The organism is Niveibacterium terrae, from assembly GCF_048213115.1.
Classification (GTDB): Bacteria; Pseudomonadota; Gammaproteobacteria; order Burkholderiales; family Rhodocyclaceae; genus Niveibacterium; species Niveibacterium terrae.
The window spans coordinates 3,672,588-3,693,086 of sequence record NZ_CP172404.1 but is presented as its reverse complement, the minus strand read 5'-3'; the positions used below and the strand labels follow the sequence as shown (position 1 = coordinate 3,693,086).

Annotated in this window: 1 protein-coding gene (cut by a window edge); it reads left to right on the top strand. The window is 65.0% G+C overall.

What is annotated here, in order from left to right; all coding sequences use genetic code 11:
* A protein-coding gene (locus tag ACHFB9_RS16980; protein WP_417068701.1) for a tandem-95 repeat protein crosses the window boundary here: on the top strand, nt 1–20,499 show its 3' portion. It extends 14,598 nt beyond the left edge of the window; only the last 20,499 of its 35,097 coding nucleotides appear in the window; the start codon falls outside the window, past its left edge; its stop codon occupies nt 20,497–20,499.

Genomic DNA, 20,499 nt, shown 5'->3' with positions numbered 1-20,499 from the left:
CTGGCCGGTGGCGATCACTACAGCGGCAAACTGACCGCCAAGCTGCCTGCGCTCAAGGACGGCTCGTGGCGGATCATCGTCCGTCCCGACCTCTACAACGAGGTGTTCGAGGGCAAGATCAGCTATACGGCGACCGGTGTCAATCTGCCTGCTGGCGAGGCGAACAACCGGACCGCTTCGGGGGCCAGCCTGACGGTCAGCACCCCTGTCCTGACGGTCGGCTCGGCGCTGCAGACCAGCCTCTCCAGCGGAGATGTGCAGCTGTATAAGGTCAGCGTCGCCGCTGGAGAGACCCTCAGGGTTTCGCTCGATTCGTCGGCCGCGACCGGTGCCAACGAAATCTATGTTCGCTATGGCGACGTGCCGACCGGCTACAGCTACGACGCGGCCTATTCGAACCCGGTTGCGCCCGATCAGCAGGCGATCGTCTCCAGCACCCAGGCCGGCGATTACTATGTGCTGGTCAAATCGCGCCAGACCGGCAGCCAGACGCCGGTGACGCTGCGCGCCGATCTTCTGCCGCTGGCGATCACCAAGGTCACGCCCGACCAGGGCGGGGTCGGCGACGACGAGCACCGCTGGGTGACCGTCGATATTGAGGGCGCCCGCTTCAAGGCGGGGGCTCTGGTCAAGCTGTCCCGCCCGGGGGTGTTCGAGGTCGAACCCGCCCGCTGGCAGGTGCTCGACGCGACCCACATCCGCGCGGTCTTCGACCTGCGCGGCGTGCCCTATGGCCTCTACGACCTCGTCGTGACCAACCCCGACGGCCAGACCGTCACCGAGCCCTACCGCTACCTGGTCGAACGCGCGATCGAAGACGATGTGACGATAGGCATAGGCGGCGCGCGGACCGTCGTTCCCGGGGACAGCGCGACCTACAGTGTCTCGCTGCAGAGCCAGACCAACGTCGACACGCCCTACGTCCGCTTCGACGTCGGCGTCAGCAACATGGGCAACAGCGCCGATGTCCTTGAAAATCTGCACCTGCCCTACGTCGTCTTTGGCAGCAACGTCGGCGGTCAGCCCACCGGCAAGACCGTCGATGCGGCGGGGAATACGCAGAGCTATGGGGCGACGCCGACTGACGGCACTTCGCGCAAGGACATCCCCTGGGCCAGCCTGGACGGCGCCAGCAACACCCGCGGCTACGATCTGGCCCCGGGCTACGCGGTCGATCTGGGGGCCAATGGTTTTGTCGGCGCTTCCTTCACGGTGCAGACCTATCCTGGTCTGGCCGAGTGGATCAACTACGACTTCTCCGGGCTGCGCGACAAGCTCTATGCGCTGCATCCGGACTGGAAGGCGACGGGCCTGCTCGACAAGGGGGCAGAGGATCTCGACAAGATCCAGCAGGGCTTGACCGCCAAGTTCCTGTCCCCGGATCCTGAAACCCACCTGACCAAGCTCGAAACCCTGGCGATTCCGTTCCGCTTCAACATCGTCGGCGCGGCGACGGCCTTGACCCGGGACGAGTTCGTCGCCGAGCAGAGCGCCCACGCCAAGGCGCTGCGCACCGCGATCCTCGCCGACCGCACGGCGCCCGAGGCGCTGACTCTGCTCGCCGCCGACGAAGGCCAATGGGTCCAGGGGTGGCTCGCTGCACTGGAAGCCTCCGGCCTGCTGCGTCCGGCCGACCAGGCTCCGGCGATTCGCGATTCGGTCCAGGTCGTCAGCCTGAATGCGACGCTGGCGACCGGCATCCTGCTCGCCAAGGCGGGTGACAGCTATCGCACCCAGTCCGACCTGCTCGGCTTCTTCGCCAAGGTCCAGCAATGGTATGGCGACACGGCTCGCTGGGCGGGGGATTCTCAAGCCGCCAAGGACAAGGTCGAGTACACGGAAGTCCGCACCGATCAAGATGGCAATACGGCCGAGATCCCGGTCCCGGCGCTGGCCGATTCTTCGGCTTTCAAGCAGAACGCGAAGGCCCAGACCCAGTTCCTCAACTTCAACGTCTTCGCCGGGGCCCAGCCCGAGCTCGAATACCTGCGCCACATCGGCGTGCTCGACGAAAAGTTCAACCCGGTCGGGCAGGCTTCTCTGAACCTGAGCCAGTACCTGCAGTTCGCTGCGCAGAAGAACTCCGCCGCGAAGAGCCTGGCGACCCTCAGCGGTCCCCAGGCCTCGGCGGCGAGCTCCGGCGTGGCCTATCTGCCCGCGAACACCGATCTTCCCTATAGCGTCAGTTTCACGGCGCCGGACACCCGTCCGCAGGGCCAGATCCGGATCACGACCCAGCTCGATCCTCAGCTCGATGCCCGCAGCCTGCGCCTGGGCGACCTGAAGCTGGGCGATATCAACGTGCATATCCCCACCGGTCAGGCCGTCTTCCAGGGGGACTTCGATTTCTCGGGCAGCAAGGGCTTCATCCTGCGCGTCAGCGCCGGCATCGATGCCGAAACGCACATCGCGACCTGGCTGCTCCAGGCCATCGATCCGCAGACCGGTGAAGTGCTCGACGATGCGACCCACGGCCTGCTCTCCGCCTACGACGCCTCGGGCAACTTGCGCGCCGATGCCTCGCTCAAGAGCGGCTCGGTCAGCTACACGATCCAGAGCGTGGACACAGCGCAGTCGGGCAAGACCGTCAGCGCCTCGGCGACCGTGATCTTCGGCGATGCTCCGCCGATAGACACCAATACCGTCAGCTACACGCTCGACGTGACGCCTCCGGTCACCACCGTTACCGCCACGGCTTTGGGCAACGACGCCCAAGCTGCGCCCACTTTCAATGTGAAGTGGAGCGCCACGGACGATGTCAGCGGCATCAGCCATGTCACGGTCTATGTCGCCGAGAACGGCGGCGACTTCAAGATCTGGCAACGCCAGGTCCCGGCCAGTCAGACCCAGGGCGTGTTCACCGGCAAAGCCGGCTGCAGCTACGAGTTCCTGGCCGTCGCGACCGACATCGCCGGCAATACCGAAGCCGCGTCGGTCAGCAATGCGGTCTTGCCTGATGACGGCAGCCGCCAGGCCGTGCTCGATGGCCTGGGCAGCAATACCACTGTGACCCAGACGCCCGAGCTGCCTCTGGCCAACCCGGACCGCAGCTACTCTGCCAACACGCTGTTCCAGCAGTCGACTTCGCAACTGCCCGGAGCGATCGCTCCGACCCAGACCGCGGATCTGCAGACCGTGCTGGCACCTTTCTCGCTGCGCGGCTTTGCCGACGGCTTCAAGGCTAGCGCCGGCGATATAGGCGCCCTGGCCATGGTCGAGCTCGCCGACCACAGCTTCCTCGCCAGCGCCGGAGAGCTGCGCAACGAAGTCTTCCACTACGACAAGGACGGCGGTCACAGCGTCACGCCGCTCTTCACGCTCGCCTCGCCCGTGCTCGACATGGCGCTCGACGCCCATGGTCAGCTCTGGGTCATGACCGGCGATCAACTGCTGCTGATCGATGCGAGCAGTGGCTCGGTGCTGCGTACCGTCAGCGGTCCCCAGGGTGAGCCGCTGACCCATGCCTTGGCGGTGAGCGCCGATGGCGCGCTCTATGTCAGCTCCGGCAACGGCATCGAGATCTTCGATCCGGCGGCCTCCGATCCGGATCGGGCCTGGACCCACTTCAGCAACGAGCGGGTCGGCGATCTGGCTTTCGGACCCGATGGCCGGCTGTGGGCCGTGCGCTGGACCGGCCAGGACATCCGCTCGGCCGAGCCGGGTAGCACGACCGACATCGTCAGCTTCCCGATGACGGGCAAGACCCGCGGGCGCGCCGAACTCGAATACCGCTTGAGCGGCGTCGTCGACAGCATCGCCTTTGGTGCGGCCGGCACCCAGCTCGAAGGCCTGATGTTCGTCTCCAGCAATCTGCCGCAACGCCCGGTTGTCGATGGCGCGGCGAGCGACGTGCCGCACAAGGCCTCGGTCTGGATGATCGAACTCGCTTCGCACCGCGTGCTGCAGGTGGCCAGCGGTGGCACGCGCGGCGAGAGCATCGTCGCGAGCAGCGACGGCCGCGTGCTGATCGCCGAAACCGGCCGCATCGACGAGATCGCGCCGATCAAGGCGCCGACGGTCACCGCGGTCAGCGTCGCCGATGGCTCGGTCGTGCCCCTGCCTCTGAACCAGATCGCGGTCTATTTCGACCAGGCGATGTGGACGGGCGAGGGCGACGCGTTCAGCGTGCTCAACGTCAATGACTTCCAACTGACGGCGGTCGGCGGCAGCGCGAACGCGGCCAGCTTCGTGCCGCAGAGCGTGCGTTGGGATGCCGAGCGCAAGGCCGCTATCCTGAGCCTGCCGGCTCTGACGAGCGGCTCCTATCAGCTGAGCATCAGCGCGGACCTGCGCAGCGCGACCCAGGTCAAGCTCGCCAATGCCTATGTGACGAGTTTCACGACGGTGATGGACATGAGCAGCTCGGTCCGCCTCACCTTCAGCAATACGCGTGCCGATCGCGCGACCGGAGAGCTCAGCTACGATGTCACGGTCACGAACATCGGCACCGTGGATCTGAAAGGGCCGATCACATTGCTGCTCGATCCGGGCCGCTACTTTGGCGGTGCGATTGGCGGAGCGAGCCAGGGCGCGCAGCCCGGCCTGTGGCTGATCGATCTGAGCGCAAGCCTCGTCGGTGGCAAGCTGCGCATCGGCGAGACGCTCGCCGCCCAGACCGTCTCGGTGACTCCGGCCCAGTTGCTGGGCACCCACCCGGGAGATACCCGCCTCGCGAAGTTCGACCTGGGCCATGGCATCTACGCCGTGCCCTACCAGAACGTCCCGCCCAGCGTCTATGTCGTTACCCTGGCTTCGGCCGACCCGAGCGGTCCGGCGGCTCCGACCGATCCCACGCCTATCGACCCGGCCGCGCTGAGCGCCCTGCTGACCCGGATGGGTTTGGCCGATCAGGCGGCGCTGAGCGACAAACTGCAGAAGACGGACTTCTCCAGCGCGACGACCGACGCCGAGGTGCTGGCGCTGCTTGGTCTGCCTGCCGATCTGCCCGCCAACGAACTCGACGCGCTGTATGGCGTCTGGGGCAGCTTGACGGCTAGCGACAGCACTGGCGCTGATTCCGCGACCTCGGCAGAACTGCCCGCGGCGACCGTGGGCGCTGCCTGGACGGCGACGCTGGGCGCTTTCGATGCCGATGGCAGCCAGTTCTACTGGCAGATCGTCCAGGCGCCCGAAGGCCTGACTTTGAATGCGGGGGCGGCGACCCAGACCGACAAGGGCTATGTCTCGCAGGCCACGCTCAGCTGGACCCCGACCGCGAACGATAGAGCCGATACGACGCTGGTCATCCGCGTCCAGGACGGCCGCGGCGGTGTGACATACCGGAGCTTCACGATTGCGGTCGCGGGTGGCAACCATGCGCCGGTCGTCGCCACTCAGGACGACGTGACGCTGGGCGAAGGCGAGGCGCTGAACCTGCCTCTGCTCGCCTCCGACGCCGATGGCGATGTGCTGACGCTGAGCGTGCGCAACCTGCCTGCGGGCGCGGTGTTCGATGCGAAGAGCGGCTGCCTGCGCTGGACGCCGGGTTATGACCAGGCCGGAAGCTACAAAAACGTGACGATCCTGGCCAGCGACGGCAAGACCGTGGTCAGCCGCAGCTTCACGATCACGGTGACGCAGGGCTATGCGAAGCCGGTCTTCCCGGCCCTTCCGGCGCAGACCCTGCGCGAGGGCGAGCGCTTCGCGTTGCAGCTGCCTGGCAGCATGCCGGGCGGCCTGAGCCAAGCCGACGGCACGAGCATCTCTCTGGAATACGTCGCGCCCTGGCTGCCCGGTGGTGCGACGCTCGATGCGGCGACCGGCTGGTTCGAATGGACGCCGGGTTATTCCGCGCACGGCGACCTGAACATTCCGGTCACGCTGGTCGCGACCTACACCCCGGCGGACGGTTCCGATCCGGTCACGACCAGCGTGACCCGCGAGATCGTGCTCAAGGTGCTCAACGTGAACGGCGCTCCGGAATTCGATCCGGGCCTCGTCGCGGGCGAGACATGGAACGTGCTCGAGGGCGATTCGCTGCGCATCAGCGTGTTCGCGTTCGACCCGGACAACCCCGATTTCGAGCCCAAGGTCCGTCTGTCGCCGACCGCGCCCGCCAGCGGCGGAAGCTTGACTCCGTCGCCGGTCCACTACCACATCGATGGCCTGCCCAAAGGCGCCAGCTTCGATGAGGACACGATGGAGATCGTCTGGCAGCCCGGTTACGCGCAGGCCGGCACCTACCACGTCACGGTGACCGCGACCGACGATGGCGACGGCACGGGAACGCCCAAGTCCTCGACCGTGATCGTGCCCATCGTCGTTAGCAATGCGAACCGCGCGCCCGAGATCGGCGACATCGGCAACGCCTTCGTCGACAAGGGCGCGGTGCTCGAAATCCCGGTCTATGCGACCGATGCCGACGGCAACCCGGTCCAGCTCACCGTGACCGGCCTGCCGCGCTGCGCGAGCTATGTCCAGAATCCGGCTACAGGGCCAGGCGCGGCCTCAGGAGTGATCCGCTTCGCGCCGGGCGCGGGCGACCGGGGCGATTACACGATCACCGTCGTCGCCCAGGACGATGGCGACGGCGATGTCAATCAGGTGATGTCGCAAGCCAAGAGCTTCGTCGTGACCGTGCGCAGCGCCAGCGAGGCGCCGGTGATGACCTTGCCCAGCCAGATCGTGGCCGTGGTCGGTCAGAGCCTGAGCCTGCCCATCCTCGTCTCGGACCTGGATCAGGACGCGCTGAGCTTCAACGGCTACGGCCTGCCCGCTGGCGCCGTGCTGACACCGAGTTCGGTCTATGGCCACGCGACGCTGACCTGGACCCCGACCGCCGCCGATTTGGGCAACCACGATCTCAGCATCGAAGTCCGCGACAGCGGCCTGGGGCCCAAGGATGCGGGCTATCAGACCGATCCCGATGCCGTTCCGGTGCCCAATGTCGTGGCGCGCAATCTGCGCATCGTCGTGCGCTCCGCGAACACGGCTCCGGCCGTGCTGGCGCTGACCGCCAGTGGCGCCAGCGTCGGGGCCGATCTCGCCGCCGGTGGCGTTACGGCCACCGCGATTGCCGCGACCGAAGGCGTGCCGATGAGCCTTCAGCTCGCCGGACTCGACGCCGACGGTGATGCGATCAGCTGGAGCTGTGCGGACCTGCCGGCCGGCATGAGCTTCTCCGCCGCCACCGGCTCGAACGGCAGCAGCACGCTGACGCTCAACTGGACGCCGGACTACTTTGCGGCCCAACACGGCCGCTACAGCTTCACGGTCACCGCCAGCGACGGCGCCGGGACGGTCAGCCGTCGCATCGATCTCGATGTCGCGAACACCAACCTCGCGCCGGTGCTGCTGCCGATGCCCTTGCAGCTGGTCAATGAAGGCGAGACATTGGGCTTCAGCCTGCGCGGCGCCGATGCGGATCGCGATGCGCTGAGCTACGGTCTGGTCCGCGACGCGGACACGCCGGCCGGTGTCTCCTTCGATCCGGTCAGCGGCTACTTCGAATGGACACCCGGACAGGACGTCGTCGACAACGCGACCCGGACGGACCAGCCCTTTGTCTTCACCTTCACGGTCAGTGACGGCCAGGCCGTCACCGAACGCAAGGTTCAGGTCAGGGTTCTCGACGTCGACCGCGCGCCCCAGATCGAGGTCGCTTCGCATGCGGTGCTGGTTGGCCAGAGCCTGAGCCTGCCGGTGCTGTTCGGCGGCAGCGGCAATGGCGCGATCCTGGTCTCCGATGCCGATGGTGCGGCCCAGACCCGCTCGCTCGCCGTCAGCTTCAGCAATCTGCCCGAAGGCGCCCATTACGATGCCGCCGCGCAGCGTCTGAGCTGGACGCCGGGCCCCGGTCAGGTCGGCGATTTCGTCGTCACTGCCCAGGTTTCCGATGGCAAGGTCTCGGTCAGCAAGACCTTCACGCTGCGCGCGCTCGCCGATGCGGCCAGCAATGCTCCGGCCGTCGTCGTTTCCGCGACGCCCAGCACCCCGGTCCTGCCGGGGCAGCTCATTGTCGCGACGGTGCGCGCCGACGGCTTCGCGGCGATTGCCGACATCCGGGTCGAAGTGCGCGGCTCGGCGCTGGGCAGCGACACTTGGCAGAGCGTCGCGCTCGATGCCGGTGGGCGGTTGCGCCTGACCGCCAGCGGCCCCGGACTGATCGAAGTGCGGGCGACCGCGACCGACCAGGACGGCTTCACCGGCACCCGCACCCAGACCCTGCGCGTCAAGGATCCGGCGGACTCCACTGCTCCGGCGCTGGCCTGGGCTGGGCTGCTCACCGGGTGCTCCGCCGGCAGCCGTCCGCTGGTCCTCGCCGACCTTCTGGACCTCCAAGCCACGCTGCAGGAGCAGCAGCTGATGGGCTACCGCCTGCAGATCGCCCCGGCGAACTCGGGCAAATGGACCACGCTGACCGAGCTAAGCCTCGCCGCGGAAAACCGCAGCGGCGCGATCGGCCTCGGCCAACTCGATCCGGCCATGTTCGAGAACGGCGCCTATCAATTGCGCTTCACCGCCTGGGATCTGATGGGCAGGAGCAGCGAGGTCGACGCGAATGTGGTCGTCGACACCACGGTCAAGCACTTCAGCGTGCAGAGCCGCACCGACGCCAGCTTCACGCTCGATGGCCACAGCCTCGCGATCACCCGCACGCTGAGCTCGACGGTCGGAGCACAAGGCGATCTGGGCAACTGGACTCTGCCGGCGCTCGATCTGGGCCTGAGCCACGATCAGGCCGCGCACGACGCGCTGGGTGCCATCGCGGCCTGGCAGCAGGGCGCCAAGGTCTGGCTGCAGGTGCCGTCCTCGCTGGATCAGGCGGCTGCGACGCCGCAGTACCTGAGCTTCACGCTGAGCGCGCAGAGCGAGGCGCTGGCAAGCCAGCCCGGCTCGCCGGTCGTCTATCGCCCGGTCTTCTCGGCCTGCAATGGCTGGACCCTGCAAGCACACGGTTCCGACGACGCGGGCAAGGCCGAGGCGCTGCAGTTGCTCGGCCGCGGCCTCTACGACCAGGCCACCGGCCTGCCCTGGATGCCGGCTTCCTACACGCTGATCGCGCCTGACGGCAGCCATTACCAGCTCGATGTGCAGGGCAAGCTCACCCGAATCGACTTCGCTGACGGCGTCAAGTGGCTGGTGTCCGATGCCGGCATCGACGCGGTCGATGGCGCCGCCCAGCAGCGCATCGATTTCCATCGCGACGGGCAAGGCCGTATCGACCGGATCACCGGTCCGCTCGCCGCCGACGGCACGGCGACGGCTCTGAGCTATCGCTATGACAGTGCCTCTCGCCTGATCCTCGTCCGTCAGCTCGGCACCGACGATCTGGGCCAACCCGTCGCCTACGATGGGCAGGGCAGGGCGCTCGACACCCCGCTCGACGCCTATCTCGGCGCTGCGGTGAACTGGGTCGCGACGCCCGACGCGAACGCCTGGAGCGGTTCGCTAGCCACGCCACGCAACATCGCCTTCGCGGTCCGCGAAAGCGAGCTCGCTTCCAGCGTCAAGGTGTCCGGTGCCCAGGGCGCCGTCATCGTCGCGGTGCAGCTCGATTGCGCCGACCCCGCGACCAGCCTCGGCGTTACCGGCGGCAGCGTGCTCGGCAGCTATCAGAACGGATCCGTCCATACCTTCCTGGTGCGCATCACCGATGCCGGCATCAAGCTGCTGCGCGTCAGCGGCAGCGGCAAGGCTAGTGTCAGCATCAGCCTGGCCGGGGACATGAACCGCGACGGCGTCCTCGATGGCGCCGACAGCGCCGCATGGGAGAGCGCCGCGGCGACGGCTGCCTCCGCGGGCGACCTCAACGGCGATGGCCGCGTCGATGCCAGCGACCGCCAGGTGCTCTATGCCAACTACGGCTGGCATGCAAACCAGGCGCCGGTCGCGGCAGCCATCCTGCCGACGCTGAAGACCCACACCGACCTCGCGAGCCAGCTCCAGCTGGGGAGCCTCGCCGGCGACTTCGAGGGCGATTCGCTCTTCTGGCGCGTGCTCGGCGCGACCCACGGCAGCGTGCACCTGTCGGCCGACGGCCAGAGCCTGGTCTTCACGCCGGAGACCGGCTATTCAGGTGAAGCGGTGATCCGCCTTCAGGCCGACGATGGTTTCGCCGCCGGCGCGCCGATCGAGATCAAGGCCAATGTCAGCGGCGCGAAGCTGCTGGCGATCCACCTCGGCGCGCTGCCGGCTCTCCAGGCTGGGCAGAGCGTCGTGATCCACGCAACCGGGGACTTCGAAGACGAGAAGGGCGTCGAGCTGAGTGCATCCGGTGCCTATCTGACGGTTCGCAACGCCAGCCTCGCCGGCATGGGCTATGTCGGCGCCGACGCGGTGACGGTCGATGACCGCCTCGATCAGCTCAGCGTCAAGAGCGCGGGAAGCGCGCTGATCGAAGTCTCGCGCACCGATGTCGATGGGCGGGTGGTGAGGGCGGTCGTCGCGTTGAATCCCGTTCAGGCCCAGAGCAGCACCGGTGAGGGCTCGGGCTCCGCGTCAGCGGCGCCCGTGATCCAGCCCGATGTCTATCCGGGCACGCTCGCGCTGACTCCTGGCGCGACAAGGCAGCTCAAGGTACTCGTCACCGATCCGGGCACCGGCGAAGTGCGCGATGCGCATGCGGCCACGACCACTGTCTTTGCCGGGAATCCCGAGCAGACCGAGCACGACGTCGATCCGGATACCGGAGAGACCTACGACTATGTCATTCCGGCTCAAGCCGCGGTCTCCAGTGCGACGCGCTATATCGTTTCCGACGAGAGCATCGCCACGGTCAGCGCCGACGGTCTGATCACCGCGCTGCGCGCGGGCAAGGTCACGATATCGATCGTCCATCTCGCCAGCGAGGTGGACGGTTCGGGCAATCTGACTGAGCAGGTGATCGGACAGACCGATATCACGCTGGTCGTGCAAGCCGCCCAGCTGACCGACTCCGACGACAGCACTCCGGCTCCGCGCGCCGTCACGGTCGCGGCCGATGTTGGCGGTGTCGTCAGCGCCGAGACCGGTGAAACGGTTTTGATCGGTGCCGGGACTCTGCCGCATGACGCTCAGGTTTCTATCAGCCGCATCGCGCTGCCCGATCTGCAGGCCGTGACCGGCATGGCGGCTCCCGCACCCGGCGTCATGGAAGCGCTCGGCGCGTTCAAGCTGGATCTGGGCGGTGCGCAGACGAGCAGCCGCGTCCAGCTGGCGATTCCGGTTCAAGCCGGAACCGGGGCGAAAGCCGGAGATGAGGTCTACTTCTTCCGCAGGGGCCAAGTCATGCAGCCCGGCGGTGGCTGGGCGGACACCTGGTGGGTGGTCGAGAACGGCTTCGTCGGCGAAGACGGCGTCGCCCGGACTTCCAGCCCGCCTTTCCCTGGGGTTGTCTGCGACGGCGAATACCTGATCGCCCGTTCGACGTCGCTGGGCAATATCTCGGGCCTGAGCCTGGGCGCGGGCGACTGGGCCAGCTTCGGCGGCCTGGGCGTCAGCATGATGGGAGTCGGTGCCTCGCTCGATCTGCTGGGCATCCTGGCCAGCGCCGCGAGCACGGTCAATGTCGGCCGCTATTACGCGGGTATCCCGCAGTTCGGCAGCGTGGCGGTTCAGGGGACGCCGCAACTCGATCTGAGCGGTCTTCTGCCTGCCGCGCCGGAGGTGGTCGGCAACCTGACTCTGCCGACGATCACCGACATCAAGCCCGATGAAGACTCTGGCGAAGTGGTGCTGCAGGTCAGCAATCCAGCCACGACGGATGTCGATCAGGCCAGCACGATGGTGCTGCGTGCGCTCTATCCCGATGGAGCGCAGTTCGATGTCTCGACAAAAAGGGGCAAGGTGCTGCCTGGAAACTTCTCTGGTGAACTGAGATTCACCCCGCCCGCGGGTCTGGCCATAGGCAGCGCCTCGTGGCAGCTGGTGCGCGTGGTCTCGGGCGACTATATCGACGGCTCTGGCCAGCTCGTGAAAGGCGAGACCAGCGAATACGCGGGCAATGAAGTGCGGATGACTCAGCACACCGACATGGCCGCTGTGCTGACGCGTACCGGTGTCGAGTTCGTGCGCCAGAACCACGATGGCAGCTCCGACCTCGTCAAGACGATCGGATTCAACGATTTCGACGGCAGCTACCTGACCGGATCGAAGATCCAGCCGCTGGTGATCACCGACGATCTGAGCCGCTGCTATGTCGGTGGCAATGGCGTCGTCTATGTGATCGACATGATCAGTTTCAAGATCATCGACGAGATCAAGATCCCGGCCGGACGCAATATCACCAGCGTCGCCAGCACCGGCGACACGCTGATCGTCGGCGAGGGCAATCGCTGGGGAAATGCAGCGGGGAGCCGGCTGATCGCGATCAATATCATGCCCGGAAGCAAGGGCTACCACCAGCCGGTCACGCTGAAAGGGACGGGGCTGGACGCGGCGCGCAACGGCATTGGCGGCATGGAGATCGGCCCGGATGGCCGGACTCTGGTCGTCACCGCACCCGCGCAGAATGCTGGCGTCAGCCTGCTCAGCCCGAGCAATGGGCGCGGCGACATCTATGTCTTCGATCTCGACACGCTGGATTTCGAGACGGGGCGTATCGGTGCGCCGATCATTGCCAGCCTGCCGGCCGACGGTTCCAGCGCCAAGACCCCTGGCATGGTCAGCGCGACCCGCGATTCCGACGAGTTCCTGATCGGCAGCCCCGGCGATTACAACAAGGGGCTGATCACGCTGAGCATCAAGCGTGGCGAGAATGGCGAACCCCTGTCCGCGAGCACGACATCGATCTCGATGGATCAGAGCGGCCATATTCAAAAAGATCGCCTCGATATCCAGCGCGCGCAGAGCGCGGTGCTGGTCGAGAAGGACGGTGTCGAATACGCGATCGTCGCCGACGACAACTACAACTTCCTCGACCCGTACTGGAAGGCGATGTTCGAGGCGCCGATGTTCGCGCAGACCAGCCCGTTCGGACCGCCGACCGCGGTGGGTGGCAGCGCCAGCGCGCAGAAGGTGGCCGTCGGCGGCAAACTCGGCGTGATTCAGGATCCCTTCGGCAAGAAGGGACAGCCGGTCTTCCTCGGCGCGACGCTGCCGCTCGACGGCTATGGGATCAGGAGCCTGACCGTGTCGGAAGGCGACCGCAAGCTGATCATCGGCCAGCTCGAAGGCGGCTACGGCACCCTCGACCAGCTGACCCAGCAGCCGCACCAGAGCCACGCCTGGAGCGTCGATGCGCTGATCGACGCCGCGCTCGCGATGCCCGCCGAGCAGAGGATGAGCAAGCACATCAAATTGCCGACCGATGCCGAGCAGTTGATCCCGACGCCCACCAGCCAGCCTGTCGGGACGTTTTTTGATGGAACGTTTACTTCATCAATTTCGACAAAGCTAATTACAAATGCGGCCCTAACAAGGGAGACAGTGTTTTCAACAGCAATAACCGGATTGTCTTCTGTTGATACGTCTTACGTCGATGTGCGTGTTGATGGACCTTTGGATAAAAATAATAAGCTGCTTGTCGAAAAATTTCTGTCTATTAATTACGGTGGGGCTTCTGGGCTAAGCAAGACTGCTGGGGTTGGTTTTGTTGACACAAAGTTCGATTTGCGACCAGGGAAAACGGTTAATGTTTGTGCGCAAGCCAAAACATTCTCTGAAATGTATGGCGCTAACGGGTTTTCATTGTTGGATAATGACGAACTTTATGGGTGTCAAGTCACAATAACGGTTCGGTGCGGCAACGTTGTTAAAAAAAACGTGTTTCAGATTGTTCGCTATGTAAATGCAACCAATGCAGTGGCGGTGCTGAAAATGATCGATCCAAATAATTCAGCGTTTTCCGGAGTTTTGGCCGGAAGTGATACTGATCCCAATGTTGTGGTCTTTGGGAATACATTGGCGGATGGCGCTGGAGGAGTAAAGGGGGTGAAAAAGGTTGGTGTTTATATGCCAAACCAGTCGGTTATGCCAGTTCGGATAACTGGTAAAAATGGTGAATTTCACTATGCAGGGCTTAATGGTAGTGGTGCCTCTCTGTGGAGCTTTGATCCTTTGTCCCAGGGGAGTGGGTTTAGCTCGACACACGCATCGTACTCGTTCGATAATTTGAAAATTACAAATTCTAGCGGGCGTGAGTTCTTGGATGGGGCAGGGAAGGGGTTGTCGGTAAAGGGAAAAAAGACAGCACCATCGGTTATTAATTTGAATCTTAGTGGTCTTAAAGAAGAGCTTGTAAGGGCATTTAGCTCGAAGGGGACTTTTTCTAAGGTTTCTAGTGGGGTGTGGAAATATTTAATCCCGGCGGATAAAATTTACCCGAAAGATTATGGTGCTTCTTCAGTAATAACAAGTGCTACTTTTGGAAATTTGTTTGGCAGGTTCGTCGGGAAGTACTCTCGGCCTTTGCCTGGGGCTGTTTTGACGCCGCTGCAGAAGGGGTTTGACTCTCTTTTTGATAAGCTTTCGAAAGAAGTTTCCTATTATGTTAGTCGGGATTTTTCGGGGGTTAAGTGCTTTGGTTCGTCTGGTATTAGAGTTGTAAATGATGCGCCGGCTGGTTCTGTCTGGTCACAGGGGCCAACAGTAAATTGGCGTGATACGGGCGATGTTTGTGGATATGCGATACCTCAGTCGGGTCTCTATGTGGATAGTAGAAGGGGGCACAATGGGGATGCCGGATGGTTGGATCCGCTCATTTCTGGGAGTGGAGGCGTTCCTTTTTCTGCAAAACTGTGGGCGCTAACTGATGCGCTTAATCAGACTGTTGCCCAGCAAGTATATGTTTCTGTTGGGATTAACTACGGATGGGCTGGGAAGGCATCTTTTGCTGGGATGTTGGTTAATACGGTGGACCATGAGCTGGGGCATACATTTGGTTTGGGGGAGGATTACTTTCTTGGCGCGGACCAGAAAAAGCCTAAACAGTTTGTTAGTAATGTGCCAAATTTAATGGGGTCTGGGTCGATAAATGATGTTCATCTGTCTTTTATGTCAGAGCAGGTGGCCTTGTTGAAGGCGTCGATGGGTGTTCAGTGGGATAACGCAAATGCTCTAAAAAGCGCGCTTGTTTTTTATAAAAAAAATTACAACCTTGGTTTGTCTTTGTCGTCGTTGCCAAAATTGCCGTATCTCACCGTTAGTGAGAATGGGGCTATTCCGGGTAAAAGAAATGATGAATATTCATGTTTCGCCATTAATGAGAATAGAGCCCTTTCTAGTAAATGGAGTGACGATGTTTTGTTGGGTGATGCCGGTCGAGTTGTGCAAAAGATTTTCAATGGAGCAAAAGCTGAATCAATGACGGAATGGGGAGATGGTTCAGGCCGGATATTCTCCGGCGCGGTCAGCTTCGGCGCCGACGGTGCCCGGCTTGCCGAGCGCTCCGACGCGCAATCCTCGCTGCGCCAGGTCTTCACGCTCGGCGAGCACGACCGCTTCCTGCGCTTCACGCTGGCGGGCGATCTGAAGGATCAGGCCAACGGGCCGAACGATGCGTTCGAGGCGGCGCTGCTCGACGCGAACACCGGGGCTGCTCTGCGCTCGGTGGATGGGCTGACGCACAGCGACGCCTTCCTGAACATCCAGGCGCCCCATGCCGGGCTGGCAGGGCGGGTCCGCTCCGCTTCCGGCCTCATCGTCACCGACAACGCCGATGGCAGCCGGACCTATACGCTGGATCTGGCGGGCATTCCGACCGGCACCGCGATGGAGCTGTCTTTCGACCTGCTCGGTTTCGGCGAAGCCGACAGCGCGATGCTGGTCCGCGACGTCCAGGTGCTGAGCGATTTGCAGGCCAGGGACGATGTGGCGCAGACGGCCGAAGACACGCCGATCCGCATCGATGTGATGGGCAACGATGTCGTCAGCGCTCCGGACGGCGTTCAGCCGGTGCTGGTGGCCGCACCTCAGCACGGCCGCGTGAGCCTCAATGCCGACGGCAGTTTCAGCTATACGCCGGACGCGAACTGGTCGGGCTCGGACAGCTTCAGCTATGCGCTGAAGTCCGCGACCCAGACCAGCGAAGCGGCGACGGTGACGCTGACCGTGACGCCGGTCGATGATGCGCCGGTGGCGAGCGACGCCACCGTGAGCCTGCTCGAGGACGGCCGCGCGACGGTCGATCTCGTCGCGCTGGGCAGCGACATCGAAGGCGATGCGCTGACGGCCGTGATCGTCGCCGGGCCTGCGCACGGCACGCTGACCGTCGATGCCGATGGCCACTACGTCTATACGCCGGCGGCGAACTTCAATGGCGTCGATTCGGTCCGCTTCGCGCTCAGCGACGGCCAGCTGCTGTCGAACGAGGCGACGCTGAGCTTCGCTGTCGCACCGGTCAACGATGCGCCGGTCGTCGCCTCTGGCGAGATCAGCGCCGCGACGCTCGAAGACACGCCGGTGACGCTGGACCTGCTGGCCGACGCGAGCGACGTCGATGGCGATGCGCTGCAGGTGCAGATCCTGGCCGGTCCCGCGCACGGCAAGCTGAGCCTGGCGGGCGACGGCCGCTATGTCTATCTGGCGGACGCCAATTACTTCGGTACCGACAGCTTCACTTGGTGCGCGAGCGACGGTTCGGCGCAATCGGCGGCGGTGACGGTGGCGATTGCTATCGCTGCGGTCGACGATGCACCGCTGGCCCACGATGCCGAGCTGTCCCTGCTCGAAGACGGCAAGCTGCTGCTCGACTTCACCGCGTATGGCAGCGATATCGAAGGCGATACCTTGACGCCGGTGATCGTCTCCGGCCCCGCCCATGGCCGCCTCGACCGCAACGCCGACGGCAGCTATGTCTATGTGCCAGCCGCCGATTACAACGGTCCGGACAGCGTGCGCTTCCAGTTGAACGACGGCCAGTTGCTGTCGAACGAGGCCGAGCTGCGCTTCACGGTGTTGCCGGTCGAAGATGCGCCGGTCCTGGCGGATCAGACCGTCGCGACCGACGAGGACAAGCCGCTGACGCTGGACCTGCTCGCTTCGGCCCATGACGTCGATGGCGATGCGCTGAGTGTCATCGTCGTCACGTCACCCGCCCACGGCACGCTGGTCCAGGACAAGGACGGCCATTATGTCTATCAGCCGGCAGCGAACTTCAGCGGCTCCGACAGCTTCAGCTACAGGGTCAGCGACGGTCAGCTCGACTCGGCGCTCGCGACGCTCACGATCGTCGTGACGCCGGTCGCCGATGCGCCGAGCTTGAGCCTGGGCAGTGCGAGCGTCAGCACCGAGCTGTTCCGCACCGGCTGGGAGACGGTCGCCAACCCCGATCGCACTTCGACGCTGGTCGAGCAGCCGACGCTGGAAGGCTGGACGCTGATCACCGATCCGGCGAGCTGTTGGTGGATGAGCGGACGGGACGGCTTCGAGGTCTGGTCGTCCGGCGACCGGATGAGCAATGCCGCAGGCGACCAGCGCTTGGTCAGCGCGAAGGACGGCGACGGCAGGAACTGGCTGGAGCTCAACGCTGCCGCCGGCGACATGCCCCAGACTCTGGGCATCCGCCGCGGCGTGCAGACCGTGGCAGGAGCCCAGTACTCGCTGAGCTTCGACTACGCGGGGCGCGTCGGCTATGACGCCGGCTATACGCGGATCGGCGTCTATGTCGATGGCGTGAGGCTCGCGAGCGTCGCGAACACCAGCCCCAGCGATCAGCTGAACTGGCAGGCCTTGAGCTACAGCTTTACCGGCAATGGTTGCGAACAGGACATCGCGTTTGTCTGCGAAGGCAGCCGTAGGGACTGGGATGGCCGGGGCGCGATGCTCGACAACATCGCGCTGACCGAGACCCGAGTCCTCAACGCCGGGCCCGAGGACAGCGCGATCGCGCTCAATCCGATCCGCGCCGCGCTGACCGACACCGACGGATCCGAACAGCTGACGCTGAGCCTGATCGGCCTGCCCGCGGGCGCCAGCCTGACGGACGGCCGCCATACGGCGAAGACAGGCGGCGACGCGCTGGACATCACCGGCTGGGCGCTCGACCGCTTGAGCCTGACGCCTCCCCAGGACTTCAACGGCCGGCTCACGCTGACCGTCCGGGCCACCTCGACCGAGACCGCCAATGGCGCCAGCGCCAGCACCGAGCAGTCCTTCGACGTGCTCGTGACGCCGGTCGAGGATGCGCCGACGCTCGCCGGGCGCAGCATCACGCTGGCCGAGGACAGCGCGGTGACGCTGGACCTGCTCTCGACCGCCCACGACGTCGAGGGCGATGCGCTGAGTGTCATCGTCGTCACGTCACCCACCCACGGCACGCTGGTTCAGGGCAAGGACGGCCGTTACATTTACCAGCCGGCTGCGAACTTCAGTGGGGCTGACAGCTTCAGCTACAGGGTCAGCGACGGTCAGCTCGACTCGGTGCTCGCGACGGTCTCGATTGTCGTGACGCCGGTTGCGGACACCCCGCTTCTCTCGCTCGACAGTGCCCGCACCGAGCTGTTCCGCACCGGCTGGGAGACGGTCGCCAACCCCGATCGCACTTCGACGCTGATCGAGCAGCCGACGCTGGAAGGCTGGACGCTGATCACCGATCCGGCGAGCTGTTGGTGGCTGAGCGGACGGGACGGCTTCGAGGTCTGGTCGTCCGGCGACCGGATGAGCAATGCCGCAGGCGATCAGCGCTTGGTCAGCGCGAAGGACGGCGACGGTAGGAACTGGCTGGAGCTCAACGCGGCCGCCGGCGACATGCCCCAGACTCTGGGCATCCGCCGCAGCGTGCAGACCGTGGCCGGAGCCCAGTACTCGCTGAGCTTCGACTACGCGGGCCGCGTCGGCTATGACGCCGGCTATACACGGATCGGCGTCTATGTCGATGGCGTGAGGCTCGCGAGCGTCGCGAACACCAGCCCCAGCGATCAGCTGAACTGGCAGGCCTTGAGCTACAGCTTCACCGGCAACGGCCGCGAACAGGACATCGCGTTTGTCTGCGAAGGCAACCGTAGGGACTGGGACGGCCGGGGCGCGATGCTCGACAACATCGCGCTGACCGAGACCCGAGTCTTCAACGCCGGACCCGAGGACAGCGCGATCGCGCTCAATCCGATCCGCGCCGCGCTGACCGATACCGACGGATCCGAACAGCTGACGCTGAGCCTGATCGGCCTGCCCGCGGGCGCCAGCCTGACGGACGGCCGCCATACGGCGAAGGCGGGCGGCGACGCGCTGGACATCACCGGCTGGGCGCTCGACCGCTTGAGCCTGACCCCTCCCCAGGACTTCAACGGCCGGCTCACGCTGACCGTCCGGGCCACCTCGACCGAGGCCGCCAACGGCGCCAGCGCCAGCACCGAGCAGTCCTTCGACGTGCTCGTGACGCCGGTCGACGATGGTCCGACGCTCACCGGGCGCAGCATCACGCTGGCCGAGGACAGCGCGGTGACGCTGGACCTGCTCTCGACCGCCCACGACGTCGAGGGCGATGCGCTGAGTGTCATCGTCGTCACGTCACCCACCCACGGCACGCTGGTTCAGGACAAGGACGGCCGTTACGTCTATCAGCCGGCCGCGAACTTCAGTGGGGCTGACAGCTTCAGCTACAGGGTCAGCGACGGTCAGCTCGACTCGGCGCTCGCGACGGTTTCTATCGTCGTGACGCCGGTCAATGACGCGCCGACGCTCGCCGCGATCGCCGACCGGACGATCCGGGAGGGCGAGAGCCTGCGCGTGAAGCTCGGCGGGGCGGATGTCGACAACGATGCGCTGACCTATGCGCTCGTCTCGGCCCCGGCCGGCGCCACGATCGATCCGCGTACCCACGAGATCGTCTGGGCCAATCCCGACGGCCCTGCGCTCGTCGACTTCACCGTTGAGGTGCGCGATCCGTCGGGCGCCTCCGCCCGCCAGAGCTTCAAGGTCACCGTTCTGGATGTGCCGCCTCAGCTCAGCGTGAGCGGCAATCCCAGCGTCAAGCTGGGGGCGACTTACACGGTGAAACTCGGCGCACTGAGCGCGGCGAGCGACAGGGTCAGCGGTTGGACCATAGACTGGGGCGATGGCACGGTCGAGAAGCTCGCCGGGACGCCCGATCAGGCGAGCCATCTCTACAAGCAGATCGGTGACTACACGGTCAGGGCCAGCGCGACGGACCAGGACGGCCGCTACGCCGCGGCGCCGCTGAGCGTCAAGGTGTTGCCCGCCGCCGAGGTCCAGCTGCGCACGACGAACGTGACCCAGGCTGCCGGCTCTCCGCTGGGCGCCAGCGCGGGCGGCATGCCTGTGCTGCTCGACAGCGCCCATCCGCTGAAGGCGATCAGCTTCACGATGAGCTACGACCCGTCGGTGATGTCGGTCAGCGGCGTGCTCGCCGGAGCCGACCTGCCCGCCGATGCGCAGATCGACGCGGTCGTCCATGAACCCGGCTTCGTCCGCATCACGATCAACTGCCGCAGCCGCAGCATCCCGGCCGGCGAAGCGCTGGAACTCGTCAAGCTCAAGGGCAGGGTGCTGCCTACCGCGCCCAAGGGCAGGACTTCAGCGCTGGATCTGACTCTGTACTCGGTCTGCGGCCTGATGGGCGAATCGTGGTGGGATCAGCTCGCTGCACTGGACGGGACGCTGACGGTGGGGGTGGGGCTGTGA